The following is a 21,107-nucleotide window of genomic DNA, read 5'->3' on the forward strand; positions in this document are numbered from 1 at the left end:
AAAAGCGCCGCAAATAATAAGGAGAATCCAATAATATTCGTGGCATTTATGGCGATATAATACCTACTGGCAACTAAACCAACGATAAACCAGACTTTACCCATTGCTGAATGCACGGGTAAAGTTAGGCTCAAATAATGAAACGCAATTACGGGACAACAGGATGCAAAATCGGCTGACCATCAAAGACATCGCGCGCTTAAGCGGCGTGGGGAAATCTACGGTTTCCCGAGTGCTGAATAACGAAAGCGGCGTGAGTCAGCGCACGCGCGAGCGCGTGGAAGCAGTGATGAATCAGCATGGATTTTCCCCTTCCCGCTCCGCACGCGCTATGCGTGGGCAAAGCGACAAAGTCGTCGCCATCATCGTGACCCGTCTGGATTCGTTGTCAGAAAATCTCGCCGTCCAAACCATGCTGCCAGCGTTCTATGAACAAGGTTACGACCCGATCATGATGGAAAGTCAGTTTTCTCCGCAATTAGTTGCCGAACATTTGGGGGTGCTGAAACGGCGTAATATCGACGGCGTAGTGCTGTTCGGTTTTACCGGCATAACCGAAGACATGTTAGCCCACTGGCAGTCATCGCTGGTTCTGCTGGCGCGTGACGCAAAAGGCTTTGCTTCGGTCTGTTATGACGACGAAGGGGCAATCAAAATCCTGATGCAACGGCTGTATGACCAGGGGCATCGTAATATCAGTTATCTCGGCGTGCCGCATAGTGACGTGACGACCGGTAAGCGACGTCACGAAGCCTACCTGGCATTCTGCAAAGCGCATAAACTGCATCCCGTTGCCGCTCTGCCAGGCCTTGCGATGAAGCAAGGCTATGAGAACGTAGCAAAAGTGATTACCCCTGAAACCACCGCGTTACTGTGCGCAACCGACACGCTGGCACTTGGCGCAAGTAAATACCTGCAAGAGCAACGCATCGACACCTTGCAACTGGCGAGCGTCGGTAATACACCGTTAATGAAATTCCTCCATCCGGAGATCGTCACCGTTGACCCAGGTTACGCCGAAGCCGGACGCCAGGCGGCCAGCCAGTTAATTGCGCAGGTAACCGGGCGCAGCGAACCGCAACAAATCATCATCCCCGCCACCCTGTCCTGATCGTTTCCTGAACGATAAATTGTGATCTTCGCTGCGTTTCGGGAACGTTCCCGTTTTTAAATTTTTCCGCGCACTATATTCTGCAGCCAACCAAAAATGTCATCTGCCATGGGGCTTTATGATGAGCAAAATAAACCAAACGGATCTCGATCGGTTGATTGAACTGGTCGGCGGGCGCGGCAACATTGCGACGGTGAGCCACTGTATTACTCGCCTGCGCTTTGTCCTCAACCAACCGGCCAATGCCAGACCGAAAGAGATTGAGCAACTCCCCATGGTGAAAGGCTGTTTCACCAATGCCGGGCAATTTCAGGTGGTAATTGGCACCAACGTGGGTGATTACTATCAAGCGCTGATAGCGACGACCGGACAGGCGCAGGTTGATAAAGAGCAGGTGAAAAAAGCCGCCCGGCAGAATATGAAATGGCATGAGCAGTTGATCTCTCATTTCGCGGAGATCTTCTTCCCGCTGCTGCCCGCGTTGATTAGTGGTGGTTTGATCCTCGGTTTTCGCAATGTGATCGGCGATTTGCCCATGAGCAACGGTCAAACGCTGGCGCAAATGTACCCTTCCTTGCAAACGATCTACGATTTTCTATGGTTGATCGGTGAAGCGATCTTCTTCTACCTGCCGGTCGGAATTTGCTGGTCAGCGGTGAAAAAAATGGGCGGCACGCCGATCCTCGGTATCGTGCTTGGCGTGACGCTGGTTTCCCCACAGTTGATGAACGCTTATCTGCTCGGGCAGCAGCTACCGGAAGTATGGAACTTTGGCATGTTCAGCATCGCCAAAGTGGGCTATCAGGCACAGGTTATTCCGGCACTGTTAGCCGGGCTGGCGCTGGGCGTGATAGAAACTCGCCTTAAGCGTATCGTGCCGGATTACCTCTATCTGGTGGTGGTGCCGGTCTGTTCGCTGATCCTCGCGGTGTTCCTCGCCCATGCGCTGATTGGTCCGTTTGGTCGCATGATTGGCGATGGCGTTGCCTTTGCGGTGCGTCACCTGATGACCGGCAGCTTTGCCCCCATTGGTGCGGCATTGTTTGGCTTCCTTTATGCACCGCTGGTGATCACCGGCGTACACCAGACCACGCTTGCTATAGATTTGCAGATGATTCAAAGCATGGGTGGCACGCCAGTATGGCCGCTTATTGCGCTGTCGAATATCGCTCAGGGCTCCGCCGTGATAGGCATTATCATTTCCAGCCGCAAGAGCAATGAACGCGAGATCTCCGTACCTGCCGCTATCTCCGCTTGGCTTGGGGTCACTGAGCCTGCAATGTACGGCATAAACCTGAAATATCGCTTCCCGATGCTGTGCGCGATGATTGGTTCTGGTCTGGCAGGATTGCTATGCGGTCTGAACGGCGTTATGGCGAATGGCATCGGCGTAGGCGGCCTGCCGGGAATTCTCTCTATTCAACCGAGCTATTGGCAAGTGTTTGCGCTGGCAATGGCTATCGCCATCATCATCCCGATTGTACTCACCTCATTTATCTACCAGCGGAAATACCGCCTGGGTACGCTGGACATTGTTTAATTTTCTTCGGGGCGCAATTGCGCCCCCTCGCATTTGCAGGAATAACGTAATGACGAATCTTCCCCACTGGTGGCAAAACGGCGTTATCTACCAGATTTATCCCAAGAGTTTTCAGGACACCACGGGTAGCGGCACCGGTGATTTACGTGGCGTTATCCAACGCCTGGACTATCTGCATAAACTGGGCGTCGATGCTATCTGGCTAACCCCCTTTTATGTCTCTCCCCAGGTCGATAACGGATACGATGTAGCGAACTATACGGCGATAGATCCCACTTACGGTACGCTGGACGATTTTGACGAAATGGTGACGCAGGCGAAATCGCGCGGCATTCGTATCATTCTCGATATGGTGTTTAATCATACTTCTACCCAACATGCCTGGTTTCGCGAGGCGCTGAGCAAAGAAAGCCCTTACCGTCAGTTTTATATCTGGCGCGATGGTGAACCAGAAACGCCACCGAATAACTGGCGTTCAAAATTTGGCGGTAGTGCGTGGCGCTGGCATGCGGAAAGCGAACAGTACTATTTGCATCTCTTTGCACCAGAACAGGCGGATCTCAACTGGGAGAATTCGGCGGTACGCGCCGAGCTGAAAAAAGTCTGTGAGTTCTGGGCCGATCGCGGGGTCGACGGGTTGCGCCTGGATGTGGTGAATCTGATCTCCAAAGACCCGCGTTTCCCTGAAGACCTGGATGGCGACGGGCGTCGCTTCTACACCGACGGGCCACGAGCACACGAGTTTTTGCATGAGATGAACCGCGATGTGTTTACGCCTCGCGGTTTAATGACCGTGGGTGAAATGTCCTCCACCAGCCTTGAGCATTGCCAGCGATACGCGGCACTAACAGGCAGTGAATTGTCGATGACCTTTAATTTTCATCACCTGAAGGTCGATTATCCCGGTGGTGAAAAATGGACGCTGGCTAAACCTGACTTTGTGGCGTTGAAAGCATTGTTCCGCCACTGGCAACAAGGAATGCACAACGTGGCATGGAATGCCTTGTTCTGGTGTAACCACGATCAGCCGCGCATTGTTTCTCGTTTTGGTGATGAAGGGGACTACCGCGAACCTGCGGCAAAAATGCTGGCGATGGTGCTGCATGGCATGCAGGGAACGCCATATATCTATCAGGGCGAAGAGATTGGCATGACTAACCCACATTTCACGCGCATTACTGACTATCGCGACGTGGAGAGCCTCAATATGTTTGCCGAACTGCGCAACGATGGGCGTGACGCCGACGAGTTATTGGCAATCCTCGCCAGTAAATCCCGTGACAATAGTCGCACGCCAATGCAATGGAGCAACAGCGATAATGCCGGGTTTACAACGGGTGAACCGTGGATTGGCCTGGGCGATAACTATCAAGAAATCAACGTAGAAGCTGCGCTGGCCGATGAGTCCTCGGTGTTTTACACCTACCAAAAGTTAATCGCACTGCGTAAGCAAGAAGCCGTCCTGACATGGGGCAATTACCAGGATCTGCTGCCAGACAGCCCTGTATTGTGGTGCTATCGCCGTGAATGGAAGGGGCAAACCTTGCTGGTCATTGCCAACCTTAGCCGTGAGATCCACCCCTGGCAGCCAGGGCAAATGCGCGGAAACTGGCAGCTTGTGATGCATAACTACGAAGAAGCCTCAGCACAACCCTGTGCCATGACTTTACGGCCTTTTGAGGCCGTCTGGTGGTTACAAAAGTAAGTATCCGCTAAGCCCCGGTAATACTGGTCATTCCGGGGTTTTGCCTTTCAGTATGTTGTTTTTGTTGATTTTATAATCAAAAAATTCATTAAAAAATTTACATAACGCTGTAGCGCCCGTCATCCGTACGCTCTGCTTTTTACTTTGAGCTACATCAAAAAAAGTTCAAACATCCTTGATGCAAAGCACTATATATAGACTTTAAAATGCGTCCCGACCCAATATGTTGTATTAATCGACTATAATTGCTACTACAGCTCCCCACGAAAAAGGTGCGGCGTTGTGGATAAGCGGATGGCGATTGTGGAAAGCACCGGAAAACGAAACGAAAAAACCGGAAAACGCCTTTCCCAATTTCTGTGGATAACCTGTTCTTAAAAATATGGAGCGATCATGACACCGCATGTGATGAAACGAGACGGCTGCAAAGTGCCGTTTAAATCAGAGCGCATCAAAGAAGCGATTCTGCGTGCAGCTAAAGCAGCGGAAGTCGATGATGCAGATTATTGCGCCACTGTTGCCGCGGTTGTCAGCGAGCAGATGCAGGGCCGCAGCCAGGTGGATATCAACGAGATCCAGACCGCCGTTGAAAACCAGCTGATGTCGGGTCCATACAAACAACTGGCTCGTGCTTACATCGAGTACCGTCACGATCGCGACATTGAACGTGAAAAACGCGGTCGCCTGAATCAGGAGATCCGTGGTCTGGTCGAGCAGACCAACGCCTCGTTGCTCAACGAAAACGCCAACAAAGACAGCAAGGTGATTCCAACCCAGCGCGACCTGCTGGCCGGGATTGTGGCTAAACACTATGCACGTCAGCACCTGCTGCCGCGTGATGTGGTGCAGGCGCATGAGCGTGGCGATATTCACTATCACGATCTCGATTACTCGCCGTTCTTCCCGATGTTCAACTGCATGTTGATCGACCTGAAAGGTATGCTGACCCAGGGCTTTAAGATGGGTAACGCCGAGATTGAACCACCGAAGTCGATCTCTACGGCAACCGCGGTAACAGCGCAGATTATTGCTCAGGTCGCCAGTCATATTTATGGCGGCACCACCATTAACCGTATCGATGAAGTGCTGGCACCGTTTGTCACCGCCAGCTACAACAAACACCGCAAGACCGCAGAAGAGTGGAACATCCCGGACGCCGAAGGTTACGCTAACTCTCGTACCATCAAAGAGTGCTACGATGCCTTCCAGTCGCTGGAGTACGAAGTAAACACCCTGCACACCGCCAACGGTCAAACACCGTTTGTGACCTTTGGTTTTGGTCTGGGCACCAGCTGGGAGTCTCGCCTGATTCAGGAGTCTATCCTGCGTAACCGTATCGCGGGCCTCGGTAAAAACCGCAAAACTGCGGTGTTCCCGAAACTGGTGTTTGCGATTCGCGATGGCCTGAACCATAAAAAAGGCGATCCGAACTACGACATCAAACAGCTGGCGCTGGAGTGCGCAAGCAAGCGCATGTATCCGGATATCCTGAACTACGATCAGGTAGTGAAAGTCACCGGTTCGTTTAAAACCCCGATGGGCTGCCGTAGCTTCCTCGGCGTGTGGGAAAATGAAAACGGCGAACAGATCCACGATGGTCGTAACAACCTCGGCGTGATCAGCCTGAACCTGCCGCGCATTGCACTGGAAGCGAAAGGCGATGAGGCCACCTTCTGGAAGCTGCTGGATGAACGTCTGGTGCTGGCACGTAAGGCGCTGATGACCCGTATCGCTCGTCTCGAAGGCGTTAAAGCGCGCGTGGCCCCGATCCTCTATATGGAAGGTGCTTGTGGCGTTCGTCTGAATGCTGACGACGACGTTTCTGAAATCTTCAAAAACGGTCGTGCGTCTATTTCGCTGGGTTACATCGGCATCCACGAAACCATTAACGCGCTGTTTGGCGGCGAGCATGTGTATGACAACGAGCAGCTGCGCGCGAAAGGTATCGCCATTGTTGAACGTCTGCGTCAGGCGGTGGATCAGTGGAAAGAAGAAACGGGTTACGGTTTCAGTCTCTACAGCACGCCAAGTGAAAACCTGTGCGACCGCTTCTGCCGTCTCGATACCGCGGAGTTTGGCGTGGTGCCGGGCGTGACTGATAAAGGTTACTACACCAACAGTTTCCACCTCGATGTGGAGAAGAAGGTGAACCCGTACGACAAGATCGACTTTGAAGCGCCTTACCCGCCGCTGGCGAACGGTGGCTTCATTTGCTACGGCGAATATCCAAACATTCAGCACAACCTGAAGGCGCTGGAAGATGTCTGGGATTACAGCTATCAGCATGTACCGTATTACGGCACCAATACGCCGATTGATGAGTGTTACGAGTGTGGTTTTACCGGTGAGTTTGAGTGCACCAGTAAAGGCTTCACCTGCCCGAAATGTGGTAACCATGACGCCTCCCGTGTGTCGGTGACTCGCCGCGTGTGCGGATATTTAGGTAGCCCGGATGCGCGTCCGTTTAACGCTGGTAAGCAGGAAGAAGTTAAGCGCCGCGTTAAACATTTGGGAAATGGGCAGATCGGTTAATCTTCACTCTGCGCTAAGCAAATGCCGGATGTGGCGTAAACGCCTTATCCGGCCTACATTTGGCAACGGCTGTAGGCCTGATAAGACGCAACAGCGTCGCATCAGGCGTTGATTGCCTGATACCGCCTACACGCGGACTGATAAGCCAGGCGAAATAATGAATTATCATCAGTACTATCCTGTCGACATCGTCAACGGCCCCGGCACTCGCTGCACCCTGTTTGTCTCCGGGTGTGTTCATGAATGCCCCGGTTGCTATAACAAAAGCACCTGGCGGGTAAATTCCGGTCAGCCATTTACCAAAGCAATGGAAGACCAGATCATTAACGATCTGAACGACACCCGCATCAAACGCCAGGGTATTTCCCTCTCCGGCGGCGATCCGCTGCATCCGCAAAACGTGCCGGATATTCTGAAACTGGTACAACGCATCCGCGCCGAATGTCCGGGTAAAGACATCTGGGTGTGGACAGGCTATAAACTCGACGAACTCAACGCTGCGCAAATGCAGGTTGTTGATTTGATTAACGTGCTGGTCGACGGCAAATTTATGCAGGATCTAAAAGACCCTTCCCTGATCTGGCGCGGCAGCAGCAATCAGGTGGTGCATCATTTGCGATGATAAGTTCCCTGTTACCTGAGTGCAGGCAACAGGGAAATAAGGAATTAACGATACTTCTGGTGATAGGCGTTGCGGGTCGTTTTCAGTTGCTCTGCGGCAGCCTGCGCTTCTTTTACTTTACCTTCATTAGCCAGCTTCAGCGCGTCATCAATCTGACCGACCAGAATGTCGAAACCGTGGCGGAAGTCTTTCATCTCCGGGCTGTCTGGCGATTTGCCTTCGAGCTTGGGCGGCGTTGCTTTTTGCGCATCCAGCGCCGCTGCGCGCATTTTGGTTAACGCGTCTTTGACTTGCGCCGCGTTATCGGCTTTTTCGACCACTTTTAAATTGTCGTTGAGGGTTTCCATATTGTCTTCAAGATCAGCGGCAAACGACGCCGAACTGAATACCAACGAGGAGACTGCAAGAATAGCTAACAGGCTTTTACGCATTGCTCACTTCCTTTTTCTTATTAAGATTTGGCGCGGCAGGTCGCGCCTTTTTTTACTGCCCGGCGATTTTCATCTCCGGCAACAGCACAGAACCACACTGTATATTGCTGCGTGTTTCAATATCGTTACCGACGGTGACAATATTGCGCCACATATCTTTTAAATTACCTGCGATGGTGATTTCGCTAACCGGATACTGAATTTCGCCATTCTCTACCCAGAAGCCCGCAGCACCACGGGAATAATCACCGGTAATGGCACTCACTCCCTGGCCCATCAGTTCCGTCACCACCAGCCCGGTGCCCATCTCTTTGAGCATTTGTTCGAAGCTTAGCCCTTGTCCGGCAATCCGCCAGTTGTGAATACCGCCCGCATGTCCGGTGCTTTTCAGCCCCAGTTTCCGCGCCGAATAGCTGGTCAGCAGCCACTGAGTCAGGATACCATCTTTGACGATATCGCGGCGCTCGGTGCGCACACCTTCGCTGTCGAATGGTGTAGATGCCAGTCCTTTCAGCAGATGCGGATGCTCTTCAATGGTCAGCCAATCCGGCAGAATTTGTTTACCCAGCGAATCCAGCAGGAAGGTGGATTTACGGTAAACCGATCCACCCGCTATCGCCCCCACCAAATGACCAAACAACCCTGTTGCCACTTCATTGGCAAAAATTACCGGCGCTTTCATGGTGGAAAGTTTACGCGGTGACAGGCGCGATAAAGTACGGCGAGCACAGTCGGCCCCGATCCACTCTGGCGTCTGCAGATCGCTCATCGCGCGACCAATGGTGTAGGCGTAATCACGCTCCATATCGCCATTTTCTTCGGCAATTACACAGCTTGAGAGCGAATGACGCGTTGAGCAGTAACCCTGCAACATGCCGTGGCTGTTGCCAAAAACTTTGACACCGTAGTGGCTGTTAAAACTGCCACCTTCGGTATTGGTAATACGCTTGTCCGCCTGTAATGCAGCCTGTTCTGCGCGAGCAGCCAGTTCAATAGCTTCATCCGGGGAAACTTCCGCAGGGTGAAACAAGTCGAGATCCGGCGCGTCAAAGGCCAGCAGCTCTTTGTCTGCCACGCCGGCACAGGGATCTGGCGAGGTATAACGGGCAATATCCAGCGCTGCCTGTACGGTGCGGGCAATGGCCTGCGGGCTTAAATCGGTAGACGATGCGCTACCTTTACGGTTCTGGTGATAAACAGTGATCCCCAGCGCGCCATCGCTATTGAATTCAACATTCTCCACTTCGCCATATCGCGTGCTTACGCTAATGCCGGTGGTCTTGCTGACGGCAACTTCCGCACCGTCCGATTTGCCTGAGGCCAACTCCAGCGCAGTGGAAACTGCTTCTTCCAGAATCTTGCGCTGCGCTTCAACTTGAGAGATTACTTTCATTGCAAGTGCCATAATGTAGAGAGTTTCTCTGAAGTCTAACAGAGAACCGTTTTTCAGTGCGCATCTTAACTGGTAACATTAGCCTCTTTTTTAAGGAGCCTGAGATGACTAAGCAGCCCGAAGACTGGCTCGACGACGTTCCCGGTGATGACATCGAAGACGAAGACGATGAAATTATCTGGGTCAGTAAAAGTGAAATTAAACGTGATGCCGAGGAGCTAAAACGCCTTGGCGCAGAAATTGTTGATCTGGGGAAAAACGCGCTGGATAAGATCCCGTTAGACGCGGATCTGCGCGCGGCTATTGAGCTCGCCCAGCGTATTAAGATGGAAGGTCGCCGCCGCCAGTTGCAGCTCATCGGTAAGATGCTGCGCCAGCGCGACGTAGAACCGATCCGTCAGGCGCTGGATAAGCTGAAAAATCGCCACAACCAGCAGGTGGTGTTGTTCCATAAACTGGAAAACCTGCGCGATCGTCTGATCGACCAGGGTGATGACGCCATCGCTGAAGTATTAAATCTGTGGCCCGATGCCGATCGTCAGCAACTGCGTACTCTGATCCGCAACGCGAAGAAAGAGAAAGAAGGGAATAAGCCGCCGAAATCCGCGCGCCAGATTTTCCAGTATCTGCGTGAGTTAGCGGAAAACGAAGGGTAATTTTCGTTGTTGATGTGAGTATGGTTTGCCGGATGCGGTGCACCTGTAGGCCTGATAAGACGCATCAAGCGTCGCATCAGGCACTATGCTCAAATGCCGGATGCGGCGTGAACGCCTTATCCGGCCTACACACACTATATCAGGCTGAGGCCGAATTACTGCGCGGCTTCCGCTTTCTTCGCTAGCCCATCCAGCAGTTTCTGATGAATTCCACCAAAACCGCCGTTGCTCATCACCAGAATATGGTCGCCAGGCTGAGCGGTTTTCACCACCATATCTGCCAGCGTATCCACATCGCCACTCCAGTGTGCAGGCTGGACGCAGGCTTCTGCCACTTCTGCGACCTGCCACGGAATATGCGCCGGTTGCAGCAGGAAGACTTCATCGGCACGACCTAATGAAGGTGCCAAATCGTCTTTGCAGATCCCCATTTTCATGGTGTTTGAGCGCGGTTCCAGCACGGCAATAATGCGCGCCGTACCGCCAACTTTGCCGCGCAGCGCCGCCAGCGTTGCCAGAATCGCCGTCGGGTGATGGGCAAAATCGTCATACACCGTCACGCCATTTGCTTCACCGCGCAACTCCAGACGACGACGAGCGTTAATAAACGAACCCAGCGCGTTAGCAGCATCTGCCGGCGCTACGCCAACATGACGGGCCGCCGCAATCGCCATCAGGCCGTTATGCATATTATGTTCGCCCACCAGCGACCATTTCACTTCGCCCACTTTTTCGCCATCCAGCAAGACTTCCCATTCGGAAGCGTCAGTGGTTAGCTTTTTCGCCTGCCAGTGCCCCTGCTCGCCCACCAGCTCCTGCTCGCTCCAGCAGCCCATCGCCATGGTTTGTTTCAGGTTGATGTCGTTTTCCGGCCAGATAATACGCCCCTGCCCCGGAACGATACGCACCAGATGGTGGAACTGTTTCTGGATCGCTTTCAGGTCGTCAAAGATATCGGCATGATCGAACTCAAGGTTGTTGAGGATCAGCGTACGCGGGCAGTAATGGACAAATTTAGAGCGTTTGTCGAAGAAGGCGCAGTCGTACTCATCCGCTTCGATAACAAAGAAGTCGCTTTCGCCTAAACGTGCCGAAACGTCAAAGTTCCCCGGAACACCGCCGATCACAAAACCCGGTTTATAGCCACACTGTTCCAGAATCCAGGTCGCCATTCCCGCGGTGGTGGTTTTGCCGTGTGTACCGGCAACGGCCAACACCCAGCGGTCACGCAGCACAAAATCGTGCAGCCACTGCGGGCCAGACATATAAGGGATGTTTTTTTCCAGTACCGCTTCCACACACGGATTTCCACGGGTCATGGCGTTGCCAATGATCACCAGATCCGGCTGCGGGTCGAGCTGGCTGGCATCGTAACCCTGAATCAGTTCAATGCCTTGCTTCTCAAGTAAGGTGCTCATCGGCGGATACACATTGGCGTCCGAACCCGTTACTTCATGGCCTAACTGGCGCGCCAGCATCGCCAGACCGCCCATAAATGTGCCACAAATTCCTAAAATATGAATGCGCATACGTCACTATCCTTTTTTAATCTGCCGCTCATTTTACGCATATGTCGGGCAAGTGAGAAACGCATTTCAGGATAATCCGTAATTTGCTGGCGCGATTCACCTGAGCGCGACATTGAGATTATTTGTTAAGATTGTTGCGGTCGCTTTACTCCATAAACATTGCAGGGAAAGTTTTATGAAAACGTTAGGTGAATTTATTGTCGAAAAGCAGCACGAGTTTTCTCATGCTACCGGTGAGCTCACTGCTTTGCTGTCGGCAATAAAACTGGGCGCCAAGATTATCCATCGCGATATCAACAAAGCAGGACTGGTTGATATCCTGGGTGCCAGCGGTGCTGAGAACGTGCAGGGCGAGGTTCAGCAGAAACTCGACTTGTTCGCTAATGAAAAACTGAAAGCCGCACTTAAAGCACGCGATATCGTTGCGGGCATTGCCTCTGAAGAAGAAGATGAGATTGTCGTCTTTGAAGGCTGTGAACACGCAAAATACGTGGTGCTGATGGACCCACTGGATGGCTCGTCCAACATCGATGTTAACGTCTCTGTCGGTACCATTTTCTCCATTTACCGCCGTGTTACCCCTGTCGGTACGCCGGTAACGGAAGAAGACTTCCTCCAGCCTGGTAACAAACAGGTTGCGGCAGGTTACGTGGTATACGGCTCCTCTACCATGTTGGTTTACACCACCGGATGCGGTGTTCACGCCTTTACTTACGATCCTTCGCTTGGCGTTTTCTGCCTGTGCCAGGAACGGATGCGCTTCCCGGAGAAAGGCAAAACCTACTCCATCAACGAAGGGAACTACATTAAGTTTCCAAACGGGGTGAAGAAGTACATTAAATTCTGCCAGGAAGAAGATAAGTCCACCAACCGTCCATATACCTCACGTTATATCGGTTCTCTGGTCGCAGATTTCCACCGTAACCTGCTGAAAGGTGGGATTTATCTCTACCCAAGCACTGCCAGCCACCCGGACGGTAAACTGCGTTTGCTGTATGAGTGCAACCCGATGGCGTTCCTCGCGGAACAAGCGGGCGGTAAAGCGAGCGATGGCAAAGAGCGTATTCTGGATATCATCCCGGAAACCCTGCACCAGCGCCGTTCGTTCTTTGTCGGCAATGACCATATGGTTGAAGATGTCGAACGCTTTATCCGTGAGTTCCCGGACGCGTAAATGAGTTAACGCCGGAGCAGTCCGGCGTTTTCAATTATCAATTAACAAAGGTTAATTTGACTCGTTTAGATACGCAAAAATAGGGGATCCAGATTGCAAGATGGATGATACTTTTCAGAAGCTCCCATGCATCTGTCAATTCAAATGAGGCATTAAGAAAGTGCATTGTCCCCCAAATATCAGCCACAATGAATGCAAACAGTGACAGAAGAAGGGCAATATAATACTGTGGAAGCTGGCGTTTTTTGTTAAAAAACAAATAAGTAGTATAAATCAACAGCAGAAACAAAACGGCAAATCCGGCGGTTTCCAGATAAAGTGCCGTCCTGAGCGGTTCTTCGTAAATTACGTGAGTAAGCCCCCAAGTATGGATAATTGAATACGCGTTCGCAAGAATACCAAGCACTAAACCAATTGCCGGCAGAAATAGCCAGCCGCCAATCCCTGTAAGCTTTTTATCCGCACAACTTTTACAATAATCGTCAGGTGGTAAAACAGCCACACCACAGTTTTTACATGTTGTTTGTAATTCTTCGCCGTCCTTCACCCACATAAAAATATCCTTATATATCAGTAAAATTTATTCTTTTAGTCTAATTTCCGGACTCACTCTCATTACTGGCGAACTCTGGCGATTCTCCCACAGCACCGTTAATCCACGCTGTAAGGCAATAAAAATGAACAGCAAAATGCCGATGGCGATTTTCGTCCACCAGGAACTCAGCGTACCGTCAAAGTTGATATATGTCTGAATCAGTCCCTGAATCGCCACGCCAAAAAGCGTCCCAAGTACTGTTCCAACGCCACCGCTCAAAAGTGTACCGCCAATCACCACTGAGGCGATAGCGTCCAGTTCCACACCTACGCCCGCCAGCGCATATCCGGCTTGGGTATAAATCGAGAAAACAATCCCCGCCAGCGTTGCCAGTCCGGTGGAGAGCATATAAATGCGAATAGTGGTGCTGCGAGTGGAAACCCCCATCAGGTTCGCCGACGTTGCGTTGCCGCCAATGGCGTATACCTGATTACCAAAACGGGTACGATGCGCGAGGAATATGCCGATAACCACCACCGCCAGCATCAGTAGCCCCATCGCACTTAAGCGACCGCCGCCAGGGATTTTCCATGCAAGGCTTGAGAGCGTGTCATAAACAGGATGATTTATCGGGATCGACTCTTCCGAAACGAGATAGCTGACGCCACGCAAAAAGAACATTCCTGCCAGAGTAATGATAAACGCCGGGATCTTCAGGGCGTCGATCAAAAGCCCCATAAATGCGCCAAAGGCACAGCCCATCACCAGCACCAGTGGAAACGCCAGCAGCGGCGAGAGGCCGAAATCGCCAATCACTTTTGCCAGAAACACGCCGGTAAAGGCGATCACCGAACCGACGGAGAGATCGATCCCACCGGAGAGGATCACAAAGGTCATGCCAACGGCGATGATCCCCAGAAAAGCGTTATCGGTCAGGATATTGCAGATCACTCTTGTGGAAGCAAAACCGGGAAACTGCGTCAGACAGTAGAGATAACCCAGCACAAAGACGCCGATGGTGATCATAAGCGGCAGGTTACGTTTTATCACGGCTACGCACTCCTTTAATCAGACTGATAAAGCGTTGCGACTGAACAATCAGCACGCAAAGCACCACTACCGCTTTGACCACCTGGTTCATCTCTGGCGGAAAGCCAGAAAGTAAAATTCCGGTGTTCATCCCCTGAATAATCAGCGCCCCTACCACTGAGAGCAGCAGGTTAAAACGCCCGCCCATCAGCGATCCGCCGCCAATCACCACCGCAAGAATGGCGTCCAGCTCCAGCCATAATCCGGCGTTGTTGGCATCGGCACCGCGAATATCCGCCGCCACGATAATGCCCGCAATCGCCGCACACAGCCCGCTCAACACATAAGTGAGCATGACGATGATTCGTGTGTTGACTCCGGCATTTTTTGCCGCCCGAATGTTGATACCAACGGCTTCGATAAACATCCCCAGCGCCGTTTTGCGGGTCAACAGCCAGAAGAGGAGAAGCGTCAGTACCGCAATAATGACTGGTGTTGGCAGGAACAATAGCGATCCACTGCCAAACCATGAGAGATCCGGCGAGTTAAACGTGACGATCTGTCCGGAGGTGATCAGTTGCGCCACGCCGCGCCCGGCGACCATCAGGATCAGGGTGGCAACAAACGGCTGAATTTTGAGGATCGCTACCAGTATGCCGTTCCACAATCCCGCCAGGATGCCAGTGCCCAGGGTGCTTAACAAAACAATCGGCAGGCTGAATCCCGCGACCGTCATCGCAGCTGTTGTGGCTCCGGCGATAGCCATCACCGCCCCCACGGAGAGATCAATCCCACCGGTGGCGATCACCAGCGTCATACCAATCGCCAGTAGCGCAACGGGGGCGGCGCGATTAAGAATGTCGATAGGACTACCGAACAAACGCCCATCCTGAAGCACCACCTGCCAGAAATGCGGGGCCACCAGGCTATCGACCAGCAACACCAGCAATAGCGCCGCCAGCTGCGGCATTCCTGTTGGCCAGCGAAAGCGCCTTTTCGGCGGCGTAGTGTCAGGGAGAGATTGAGGCATCACACTGTTCTCCTTACGCCGCAATGGCGTTCATGATCGCCGGAACGGAAAGCTCTGCCAGCGGGATCTCCGCCACCTGTTTGCGATCGCGCATGATAATCACCCGGTCGGCATAGCCCACCAGTTCTTCCAGTTCGGAGGAGATCACCAGCAGCGCCAGACCATCGGCGCATAGCGTTTCGATCAGGCGGATGATCTCAGCGTGGGCGCCAACGTCAATGCCACGCGTTGGCTCGTCGAGGATCAGAAATTGCGGCCGGGTCAGTAGCCAGCGTGAGAGCAGCACTTTTTGCTGATTGCCACCGGAGAGAAACTCAATCGGCTGTTCGCTGGAAGGTGTGCGAATGCCAAGCTGGCGGATAAAGCGTTCGGCAATCTCTTGCTGTTCTTTGCGCGAAATTGGCCGTAACCAGCCGCGCTGGGCCTGGAGAGCGAGGATGATATTTTCCCGCACCGAGGCGGCGGCGATGATGCCATCGGTTTTCCTGTCTTCCGGGCAGAAGCCGATACCCAGTACCGACGCCTGATGTGGCGATCGCAGGATTTGCGGTTTGCCTTTGATCAACGCCGTGCCGCTATCAGCAGGTTTGATACCGAAGATCACTTCGGCGGTTTCGGTACGTCCTGATCCCAGCAAGCCTGCCAGGCCAACGATCTCGCCGGGGCGTACTTCGAGATCAAACGGTGCGATCGTTCCTTTTTTGCCGTAATTTTTGAACGCGGCAACGGGTTTGTCGCTCAGCAATGTTCGTCCGGCACGCTGTAGCGCGTGGGTGTCCAGCTCGCGCCCCAGCATCATTTTTACCAGTTCGATCTGCGGTAGCTCGCGGGTTTCCCGACAGCCTACGAAACTGCCGTTGCGTAAGACGGTGATCCGATCGCTGACCTGATAGACCTGATCGAGAAAGTGAGTAACGAAGATCAGGCTGACGCCGCGATCGCGCAACTGACGCATCAGGCCAAACAGTAACTCTACTTCCTGAGTGTCGAGGCTGGCGGTGGGTTCATCGAGGATCAGCACTTTGGCGGAGAGATCGATGGCCCGGCAAATGGCGACGATTTGCTGCATCGCGACTGAAAAGCGGTTGAGCGGTTCCCGCACGTCGAGGGAGAAACCGTAAGATGCCATCAGTTCGGTGGCGCGCTTTTCCATCTCTTTACGGCGTAGAAGGCCGAAACGTTTGGGTTCGCGACCTATGAATAGATTATCAGCGACCGACATATTGGGTAGCAGGTTGACTTCCTGATAGACGGTGCCGATGCCGAGTTGTTGTGCGTGGGCGGTATTTTTCGGTGAGATAGTCTGGCCTTCCAGCCAGATGGTGCCACGATCGGCGTGGTAGACACCGGTTAATGCTTTGATTAGCGTTGATTTTCCCGCCCCGTTTTCACCGAGCAGCGCCATGATTTCACCACGGCGCAGGCTGAAATCAACGTTGTCTAACGCTTTGACTCCGGGGAAAAATTTACTTAATCCTTCGGTGCGGAGGATTTCCTGGTGTTGGTTAGTATTCATAGTTTCCCCCGTTGTAAAGCGTGCGCCAGATAAGACACAACAGCGTCGCATCAGGCATCTCGCACAACCGCCGGATGCGGCGTGAATGCCTTATCCGGCGGCCCACAAGTCGGCATCAGGCATTGATGCCCCTCAATACCCCATGTTTTTCTTCTTCTCTAACTCTTCTTTTGCAGTATCAGGCAGGTAAAGGGTGGACTTGGTCAGGGTCAGCTTTTCAGGCATGGTGCCGTCTTTTTTATATTTCTCCAGCGCATCAAAAGCGGGGCCTGCCATGTTCGGCGTCAGTTCAACGCTGGCGTTCGCTTCGCCATCAATCATCGCTTTGTAGATATCCGGCACGCCGTCGATAGAGCCTGTCAGGATATCTTTGCCCGGTTTCAGGCCCGCTTCTTTAATTGCCTGAATTGCACCAATCACCATGTCATCGTTATGGGCGTAAACCATGCAGATGTTTTTGCCGTTGTTTTCCGCTTTGATAAAGCTCTCCATCACTTCTTTGCCTTTGCTGCGGGTGAAGTCACCTGACTGCGAGCGGATAATTTTGATATTTGGCGCATTCTTAATGGCTTCGGCAAAGCCTTTCTTACGGTCAATGGCGACGCTGGCCCCAACGGTGCCCTGCAGCTCCACCACGTTGCATGGTTTGCCATTCACTTCTTTTACCAGCCAGTCACCGATCAATTTGCCTTCGAGGATGTTGTCGGCAGTGACGGTGGTCATATAGAGAGATTTGTCTTTCACATCGATGGAACGGTCAAGCAAGAAGACCGGGATTTCGGCATCTTTCGCCTCTTTTAATACCGGCTCCCAACCGGTCGCTACCACCGGAGCGATAAAGATCGCATCCACCCCTTGCGCGACGAAGGAACGTACCGCTTTAATCTGGTTTTCCTGCTTTTGCTGACCATCGGCAATTTTCAACGTAATTCCGCGCTTTTCGGCTTCACTTTTCGCCACATTGGTTTCTGCGGCGCGCCAGCCGGATTCCGATCCGACCTGCGAAAATCCTACGGTTAATGGAGCGGCCAACGCCATAGACGACATGGCTGCCGAGACTGCAGAGACTACAAGTAAGCGTTTCCACATAGGGTTGTCCTCGTCGGGGTAATTATTATTGGTGAAAAGATGTTCGCGAAAAAACTATAGACAATTCGTTATGTAACGGATTGCGTTACATCACACTTCAAAAAAGTAAATAAAACGTTAATCACAAGTTTGTAATCGCTTTCATCTCACTATGAAAAATGCGGCTACGGTTATGGATTTTCCTGCTCTGTAAACCTTCTTAAAACTGGCGAAAAAGGAAAATGAAAACGAAAACAAGCGAAGACATTCGGCGCGAGTTGGCTATAATACTCGGCACTTGTTTGCCACATATTTTTAAAGGAAACAGACATGAGCTTACTCAACGTCCCTGCGGGTAAAGATCTGCCGGAAGACATCTACGTTGTTATTGAGATCCCGGCTAACGCAGATCCGATCAAATACGAAATCGACAAAGAGAGCGGCGCACTGTTCGTTGACCGCTTCATGTCCACCGCGATGTTCTATCCGTGCAACTACGGTTACATCAACCACACCCTGTCTCTGGACGGTGACCCGGTTGACGTACTGGTCCCGACTCCGTACCCGCTGCAGCCAGGTTCTGTGATTCGCTGCCGTCCGGTTGGCGTTCTGAAAATGACCGACGAAGCTGGTGAAGATGCGAAACTGATTGCTGTTCCGCACACCAAGCTGAGCAAAGAATACGATCACATCAAAGACGTTAACGATCTGCCTGAACTGCTGAAAGCACAGATCGCTCACTTCTTCGAGCACTACAAAGACCTCGAAAAAGGCAAGTGGGTGAAAGTTGAAGGCTGGGAAAACGCAGAAGCCGCTAAAGCTGAAATCGTTGCCTCCTTCGAGCGCGCAAAGAATAAATAAGTTCTTCTAGTGCCATAACCCTGAACGCCGGGCTTCGGTTAGTAAGGGTTTTTTATGCCCGCGATAAATAAACTCTCTATTCCCCTATCATTATTCTCAGCGCTTGCAAGGCTTGAACGGTAAGAACAAGCAAACACGACCACCATTTTGCTGTTCATAGCCGCTTGCTGGAAATTAGCCGACCTCACTCATTCTCACCGTTCAAAGCATGCCCCCGTTTTACCCCTACGTAATTGTGAACGCCAGCAGAGTTTTTTATGCGTTTACGGATATGGAAAGCGGCTCGGAGAGAAAAGCTAAAGATGGGGAAGTTACAAAAAAGAATACGATTCGTCTCGCAAAAAAATAACGCCACCCGCAGGTGGCATTGGTTGAGTGGTATTAGCGCAAACCTGATCTGACAGTTACCCGTTATTTATTACCCGTCGTTACAGTAGATCGTGCGTTAAGCTTTTGCATTCTCGCCCAGGCTTCCGGGGCATATTTTTCTATATATTGTTGCGATAATAATTCAGCCTGTTGCAGTTGTTTGGCTGTCAGTTTTTTCTCGGTAATTTTGCGGTTTTCCGTACCAAAAAGATTCATATCATTGGTCGATGCGGTATCGAACCACGCCCAGGCCTGCACATAATCGCGTTCTACGCCCAAGCCATAATAATAGATTTCACCTAATTGTACCTGCGCTTTACTGAGTCCTTGCTCTGCGGCTTTTCGCATCCAGATTGCTGCCTGTTGCTCATCTTTTTTAACACCTTTTCCCTGGAGTAAAGCATTACCCAAATTAAATTGCGCCATTGCCACTCCCTCTTCAGCCGCCTTGCGATACCAGTCCACGGCCCTTCTCTGTTCTTCTTCGGAACCATGTCGATACAATAATACCCCGAGATTAACCTGCGCATTCGCATCCCCTTGTTCTGCCGATTTGGTGTACCAATAGATAGCCTGTTCACGGTTATAGGGAATACCTTCTGCACGGCTGATATACATTTCCGCTAAATAATACTGACCATCGGAATTTCCCTGTTCTGCCGACTTACGGTACCACTCCAGTGCTTTTAACGGCTCTTTCGCTCCCGCTAAACCTTGCTCCAATATATCTCCCAGACGAAACTGCGCAATAGCATTTCCCTGCTCTGCCAACTGGGAAAATAATATCCGTGACTGTGTGTAATCCTGAGGAACGCCACTACCGAAATAATACATATCAGCCAGATAAAGCTGCCCCAGTTCGTCGCCTGATGCCGCTGATTTTCGATACCATTGCGCCGATATAGCATCGTTTTTTTCAACACCTAAACCTTTGGAATAAATATAACCAAGCTGATTACAGGACCAGACGTTACCTTGTTCCGCTGCTTTGCTATACCACTCACGTGCCATAACGTAATCCCGCGTTACGCCATCGCCTTCAAAATATGCATCTCCCATACTTTGCTGGCCGCTGTCACGACCTTGCTCTGCTGCCAGGCGAAACCATTTCACAGATTCGGCTTTATCAATCTTCACGCCCTTACCGTCATGGTACATTACACCCAGATTCTGCTGCGCCTGTGGAAGCCCCTTCAGTGCTGCTTTTTTGTACCAGATAACCGCCTGAGCATAATCTTGCGGCACACCTTCACCGTTCATATAGCGTAACCCCAGTACAAATTCTGCCGGGGTGTATCCCTGCTCTGCGGCACGGCGAAACCAGTCAATCGCCTGGGTGAGATCCTTTGTCGTTTCATTACCGTGAAAATATCGATATCCCAGCTCCAACTGTGATTTAGCTTCTCCACGTTCAGCTTTTTGTTTTAATTGTTCGAGGTTGGTATTTCCCAGAGCGGGAAAAGAAACGAGAGCAAACAGTCCTGTCAGCATTACAGCCAGAAGAGATTTTTTCATTGAGGTCGCGTCCTTGTTGAGCGTGCCAGGTGTTTATAACACTGCACAACAAATCAGCATTTAAGAAAAGATAAGAATGGCGTCAAATTCGGAATACATTCAGGCAGCTGGATAAAACAACGCCACCCGAAGGTGGCGTATGCATATGGTTACTTATCCCTGTCTAACCAGTCGCCGCTTTCAATTAGCTTTAATCCATCGACGGGTCGTTGATAAACGTACATCCATGCACTCCCGTACGGCGTCTGAATCAACTGGCGCGTGTATTCACCGCCCCTGGTGCGCAAGGCATCAAGTTCGGCCAGCGTGGCGTTGTCAATACGATAAACTTCACCGTGTACTGTTCCGTTCCCCGGAACTGCGCCTGGATAGTGGCCCAGGCTATACAACTGGTAGTTATCGATACTGAAATCGCCCAGTAACTGGGCATTGGTCATCCAGTGACTGTTGCCTTGTTTGTGGCGTAAACTGCCGTAGACAAATATTCGCAT

Annotated in this window: 18 protein-coding genes; 8 read left to right on the forward strand and 10 right to left on the reverse strand. The window is 51.7% G+C overall.

What is annotated here, in order from left to right; all coding sequences use genetic code 11:
* Window positions 1-163 precede the first annotated feature (163 nt).
* From treR to nrdG, 5 genes are all read left to right on the forward strand, one after another.
* Window positions 164-1,111, forward strand: coding sequence for a trehalose operon repressor TreR (treR, locus tag AABJ99_RS20955; protein ID WP_039021193.1), 948 nt, complete (start codon window positions 164-166; stop codon window positions 1,109-1,111).
* Between the two features lie 118 nt (window positions 1,112-1,229).
* A complete protein-coding gene (gene treB, locus AABJ99_RS20960) occupies window positions 1,230-2,651 on the forward strand; it encodes a PTS trehalose transporter subunit IIBC (protein WP_077782403.1) in 1,422 nt (473 codons plus the stop codon).
* A 49-nt stretch (window positions 2,652-2,700) separates the two neighbouring features.
* Window positions 2,701-4,356 (forward strand): alpha,alpha-phosphotrehalase, encoded by a 1,656-nt coding sequence (treC, locus tag AABJ99_RS20965; protein WP_039021191.1) that lies wholly within the window; start codon window positions 2,701-2,703, stop codon window positions 4,354-4,356.
* Window positions 4,357-4,749: 393 nt separating this feature from the next.
* Window positions 4,750-6,888, forward strand: coding sequence for an anaerobic ribonucleoside-triphosphate reductase (gene nrdD, locus AABJ99_RS20970; RefSeq protein ID WP_000187805.1), 2,139 nt, complete (start codon window positions 4,750-4,752; stop codon window positions 6,886-6,888).
* A 157-nt stretch (window positions 6,889-7,045) separates the two neighbouring features.
* On the forward strand, window positions 7,046-7,510 hold the full coding sequence (gene nrdG / locus AABJ99_RS20975; RefSeq protein ID WP_001106232.1) for an anaerobic ribonucleoside-triphosphate reductase-activating protein: 465 nt from the start codon (window positions 7,046-7,048) through the stop codon (window positions 7,508-7,510).
* Window positions 7,511-7,554: 44 nt separating this feature from the next.
* Here nrdG and cybC read toward each other — a convergent pair whose 3' ends face one another.
* Both cybC and pmbA read right to left on the reverse strand, forming a co-directional pair.
* The gene (gene cybC / locus AABJ99_RS20980) at window positions 7,555-7,941 is read right to left on the reverse strand and encodes a cytochrome b562 (protein WP_001232246.1); all 387 of its coding nucleotides are present in this window, start codon (window positions 7,939-7,941) and stop codon (window positions 7,555-7,557) included.
* 52 nt (window positions 7,942-7,993) lie between these two features.
* Window positions 7,994-9,346 (reverse strand): metalloprotease PmbA, encoded by a 1,353-nt coding sequence (pmbA, locus tag AABJ99_RS20985; protein ID WP_039021190.1) that lies wholly within the window; start codon window positions 9,344-9,346, stop codon window positions 7,994-7,996.
* Window positions 9,347-9,438: 92 nt separating this feature from the next.
* Here pmbA and yjgA point away from each other — a divergent pair, with 92 nt between their 5' ends.
* Window positions 9,439-9,990, forward strand: a complete 552-nt coding sequence (gene yjgA, locus AABJ99_RS20990) for a ribosome biogenesis factor YjgA (RefSeq protein ID WP_000166270.1) — start codon at window positions 9,439-9,441, stop codon at window positions 9,988-9,990.
* Between the two features lie 155 nt (window positions 9,991-10,145).
* Here the strand turns inward: yjgA and mpl are convergent, their stop codons facing one another.
* Window positions 10,146-11,519, reverse strand: coding sequence for a UDP-N-acetylmuramate:L-alanyl-gamma-D-glutamyl-meso-diaminopimelate ligase (mpl, locus tag AABJ99_RS20995; protein WP_001219783.1), 1,374 nt, complete (start codon window positions 11,517-11,519; stop codon window positions 10,146-10,148).
* A gap of 175 nt (window positions 11,520-11,694) precedes the next feature.
* On the opposite strand from mpl, the gene fbp reads away from it, so the two are divergent.
* Window positions 11,695-12,693 (forward strand): class 1 fructose-bisphosphatase, encoded by a 999-nt coding sequence (gene fbp / locus AABJ99_RS21000; protein WP_000853753.1) that lies wholly within the window; start codon window positions 11,695-11,697, stop codon window positions 12,691-12,693.
* A 37-nt stretch (window positions 12,694-12,730) separates the two neighbouring features.
* Here the strand turns inward: fbp and AABJ99_RS21005 are convergent, their stop codons facing one another.
* From AABJ99_RS21005 to ytfQ, 5 genes are all read right to left on the reverse strand, one after another.
* The gene (locus AABJ99_RS21005; RefSeq protein WP_032185775.1) at window positions 12,731-13,246 is read right to left on the reverse strand and encodes a DUF2569 domain-containing protein; all 516 of its coding nucleotides are present in this window, start codon (window positions 13,244-13,246) and stop codon (window positions 12,731-12,733) included.
* 27 nt (window positions 13,247-13,273) lie between these two features.
* Window positions 13,274-14,278, reverse strand: a complete 1,005-nt coding sequence (yjfF, locus tag AABJ99_RS21010) for a galactofuranose ABC transporter, permease protein YjfF (RefSeq protein WP_039021189.1) — start codon at window positions 14,276-14,278, stop codon at window positions 13,274-13,276.
* Window positions 14,265-15,287 carry a galactofuranose ABC transporter, ATP-binding protein YtfT gene (ytfT, locus tag AABJ99_RS21015; protein ID WP_039021188.1) on the reverse strand — a complete coding sequence of 341 codons (1,023 nt, stop codon included), beginning with the start codon at window positions 15,285-15,287 and terminating at the stop codon, window positions 14,265-14,267. The genes yjfF and ytfT overlap by 14 nt, the downstream gene beginning before the upstream one ends.
* Window positions 15,288-15,300: 13 nt before the next feature.
* Entirely contained in the window at window positions 15,301-16,803 is a 1,503-nt protein-coding gene (gene ytfR, locus AABJ99_RS21020) for a galactofuranose ABC transporter, ATP-binding protein YtfR (protein WP_039021187.1), read from the reverse strand.
* 132 nt (window positions 16,804-16,935) lie between these two features.
* The gene (gene ytfQ / locus AABJ99_RS21025; protein WP_000265933.1) at window positions 16,936-17,892 is read right to left on the reverse strand and encodes a galactofuranose ABC transporter substrate-binding protein YtfQ; all 957 of its coding nucleotides are present in this window, start codon (window positions 17,890-17,892) and stop codon (window positions 16,936-16,938) included.
* A gap of 309 nt (window positions 17,893-18,201) precedes the next feature.
* Here ytfQ and ppa point away from each other — a divergent pair, with 309 nt between their 5' ends.
* Window positions 18,202-18,732 carry an inorganic diphosphatase gene (ppa, locus tag AABJ99_RS21030; RefSeq protein ID WP_000055072.1) on the forward strand — a complete coding sequence of 177 codons (531 nt, stop codon included), beginning with the start codon at window positions 18,202-18,204 and terminating at the stop codon, window positions 18,730-18,732.
* Between the two features lie 411 nt (window positions 18,733-19,143).
* Here ppa and esiB read toward each other — a convergent pair whose 3' ends face one another.
* On the reverse strand, window positions 19,144-20,616 hold the full coding sequence (esiB, locus tag AABJ99_RS21035) for a secretory immunoglobulin A-binding protein EsiB (RefSeq protein ID WP_039021186.1): 1,473 nt from the start codon (window positions 20,614-20,616) through the stop codon (window positions 19,144-19,146).
* Window positions 20,617-20,765: 149 nt separating this feature from the next.
* Complete coding sequence (gene ytfP / locus AABJ99_RS21040) at window positions 20,766-21,107, reverse strand: gamma-glutamylcyclotransferase family protein (RefSeq protein WP_039021185.1); 342 nt, start codon at window positions 21,105-21,107, stop codon at window positions 20,766-20,768.

It is taken from the genome of Escherichia coli, from assembly GCF_036503815.1.
Taxonomy (GTDB): domain Bacteria; phylum Pseudomonadota; class Gammaproteobacteria; order Enterobacterales; family Enterobacteriaceae; genus Escherichia; species Escherichia coli_F.

Excerpts from the sequence above, each read along its gene's own strand:
- treR (WP_039021193.1), top strand. The coding sequence starts at position 164 with ATGCAAAATCGGCTGACCATCAAAGACATCGCGCGCTTAAGCGGCGTG.
- treB (WP_077782403.1), top strand. The coding sequence starts at position 1,230 with ATGATGAGCAAAATAAACCAAACGGATCTCGATCGGTTGATTGAACTG.
- treC (WP_039021191.1), top strand. The coding sequence starts at position 2,701 with ATGACGAATCTTCCCCACTGGTGGCAAAACGGCGTTATCTACCAGATT.
- nrdD (WP_000187805.1), top strand. The coding sequence starts at position 4,750 with ATGACACCGCATGTGATGAAACGAGACGGCTGCAAAGTGCCGTTTAAA.
- nrdG (WP_001106232.1), top strand. The coding sequence starts at position 7,046 with ATGAATTATCATCAGTACTATCCTGTCGACATCGTCAACGGCCCCGGC.
- cybC (WP_001232246.1), bottom strand. The coding sequence starts at position 7,941 with ATGCGTAAAAGCCTGTTAGCTATTCTTGCAGTCTCCTCGTTGGTATTC.
- pmbA (WP_039021190.1), bottom strand. The coding sequence starts at position 9,346 with ATGGCACTTGCAATGAAAGTAATCTCTCAAGTTGAAGCGCAGCGCAAG.
- yjgA (WP_000166270.1), top strand. The coding sequence starts at position 9,439 with ATGACTAAGCAGCCCGAAGACTGGCTCGACGACGTTCCCGGTGATGAC.
- mpl (WP_001219783.1), bottom strand. The coding sequence starts at position 11,519 with ATGCGCATTCATATTTTAGGAATTTGTGGCACATTTATGGGCGGTCTG.
- fbp (WP_000853753.1), top strand. The coding sequence starts at position 11,695 with ATGAAAACGTTAGGTGAATTTATTGTCGAAAAGCAGCACGAGTTTTCT.
- AABJ99_RS21005 (WP_032185775.1), bottom strand. The coding sequence starts at position 13,246 with ATGTGGGTGAAGGACGGCGAAGAATTACAAACAACATGTAAAAACTGT.
- ytfT (WP_039021188.1), bottom strand. The coding sequence starts at position 15,287 with ATGCCTCAATCTCTCCCTGACACTACGCCGCCGAAAAGGCGCTTTCGC.
- ytfR (WP_039021187.1), bottom strand. The coding sequence starts at position 16,803 with ATGAATACTAACCAACACCAGGAAATCCTCCGCACCGAAGGATTAAGT.
- ytfQ (WP_000265933.1), bottom strand. The coding sequence starts at position 17,892 with ATGTGGAAACGCTTACTTGTAGTCTCTGCAGTCTCGGCAGCCATGTCG.
- ppa (WP_000055072.1), top strand. The coding sequence starts at position 18,202 with ATGAGCTTACTCAACGTCCCTGCGGGTAAAGATCTGCCGGAAGACATC.
- esiB (WP_039021186.1), bottom strand. The coding sequence starts at position 20,616 with ATGAAAAAATCTCTTCTGGCTGTAATGCTGACAGGACTGTTTGCTCTC.
- ytfP (WP_039021185.1), bottom strand. The coding sequence starts at position 21,107 with ATGCGAATATTTGTCTACGGCAGTTTACGCCACAAACAAGGCAACAGT.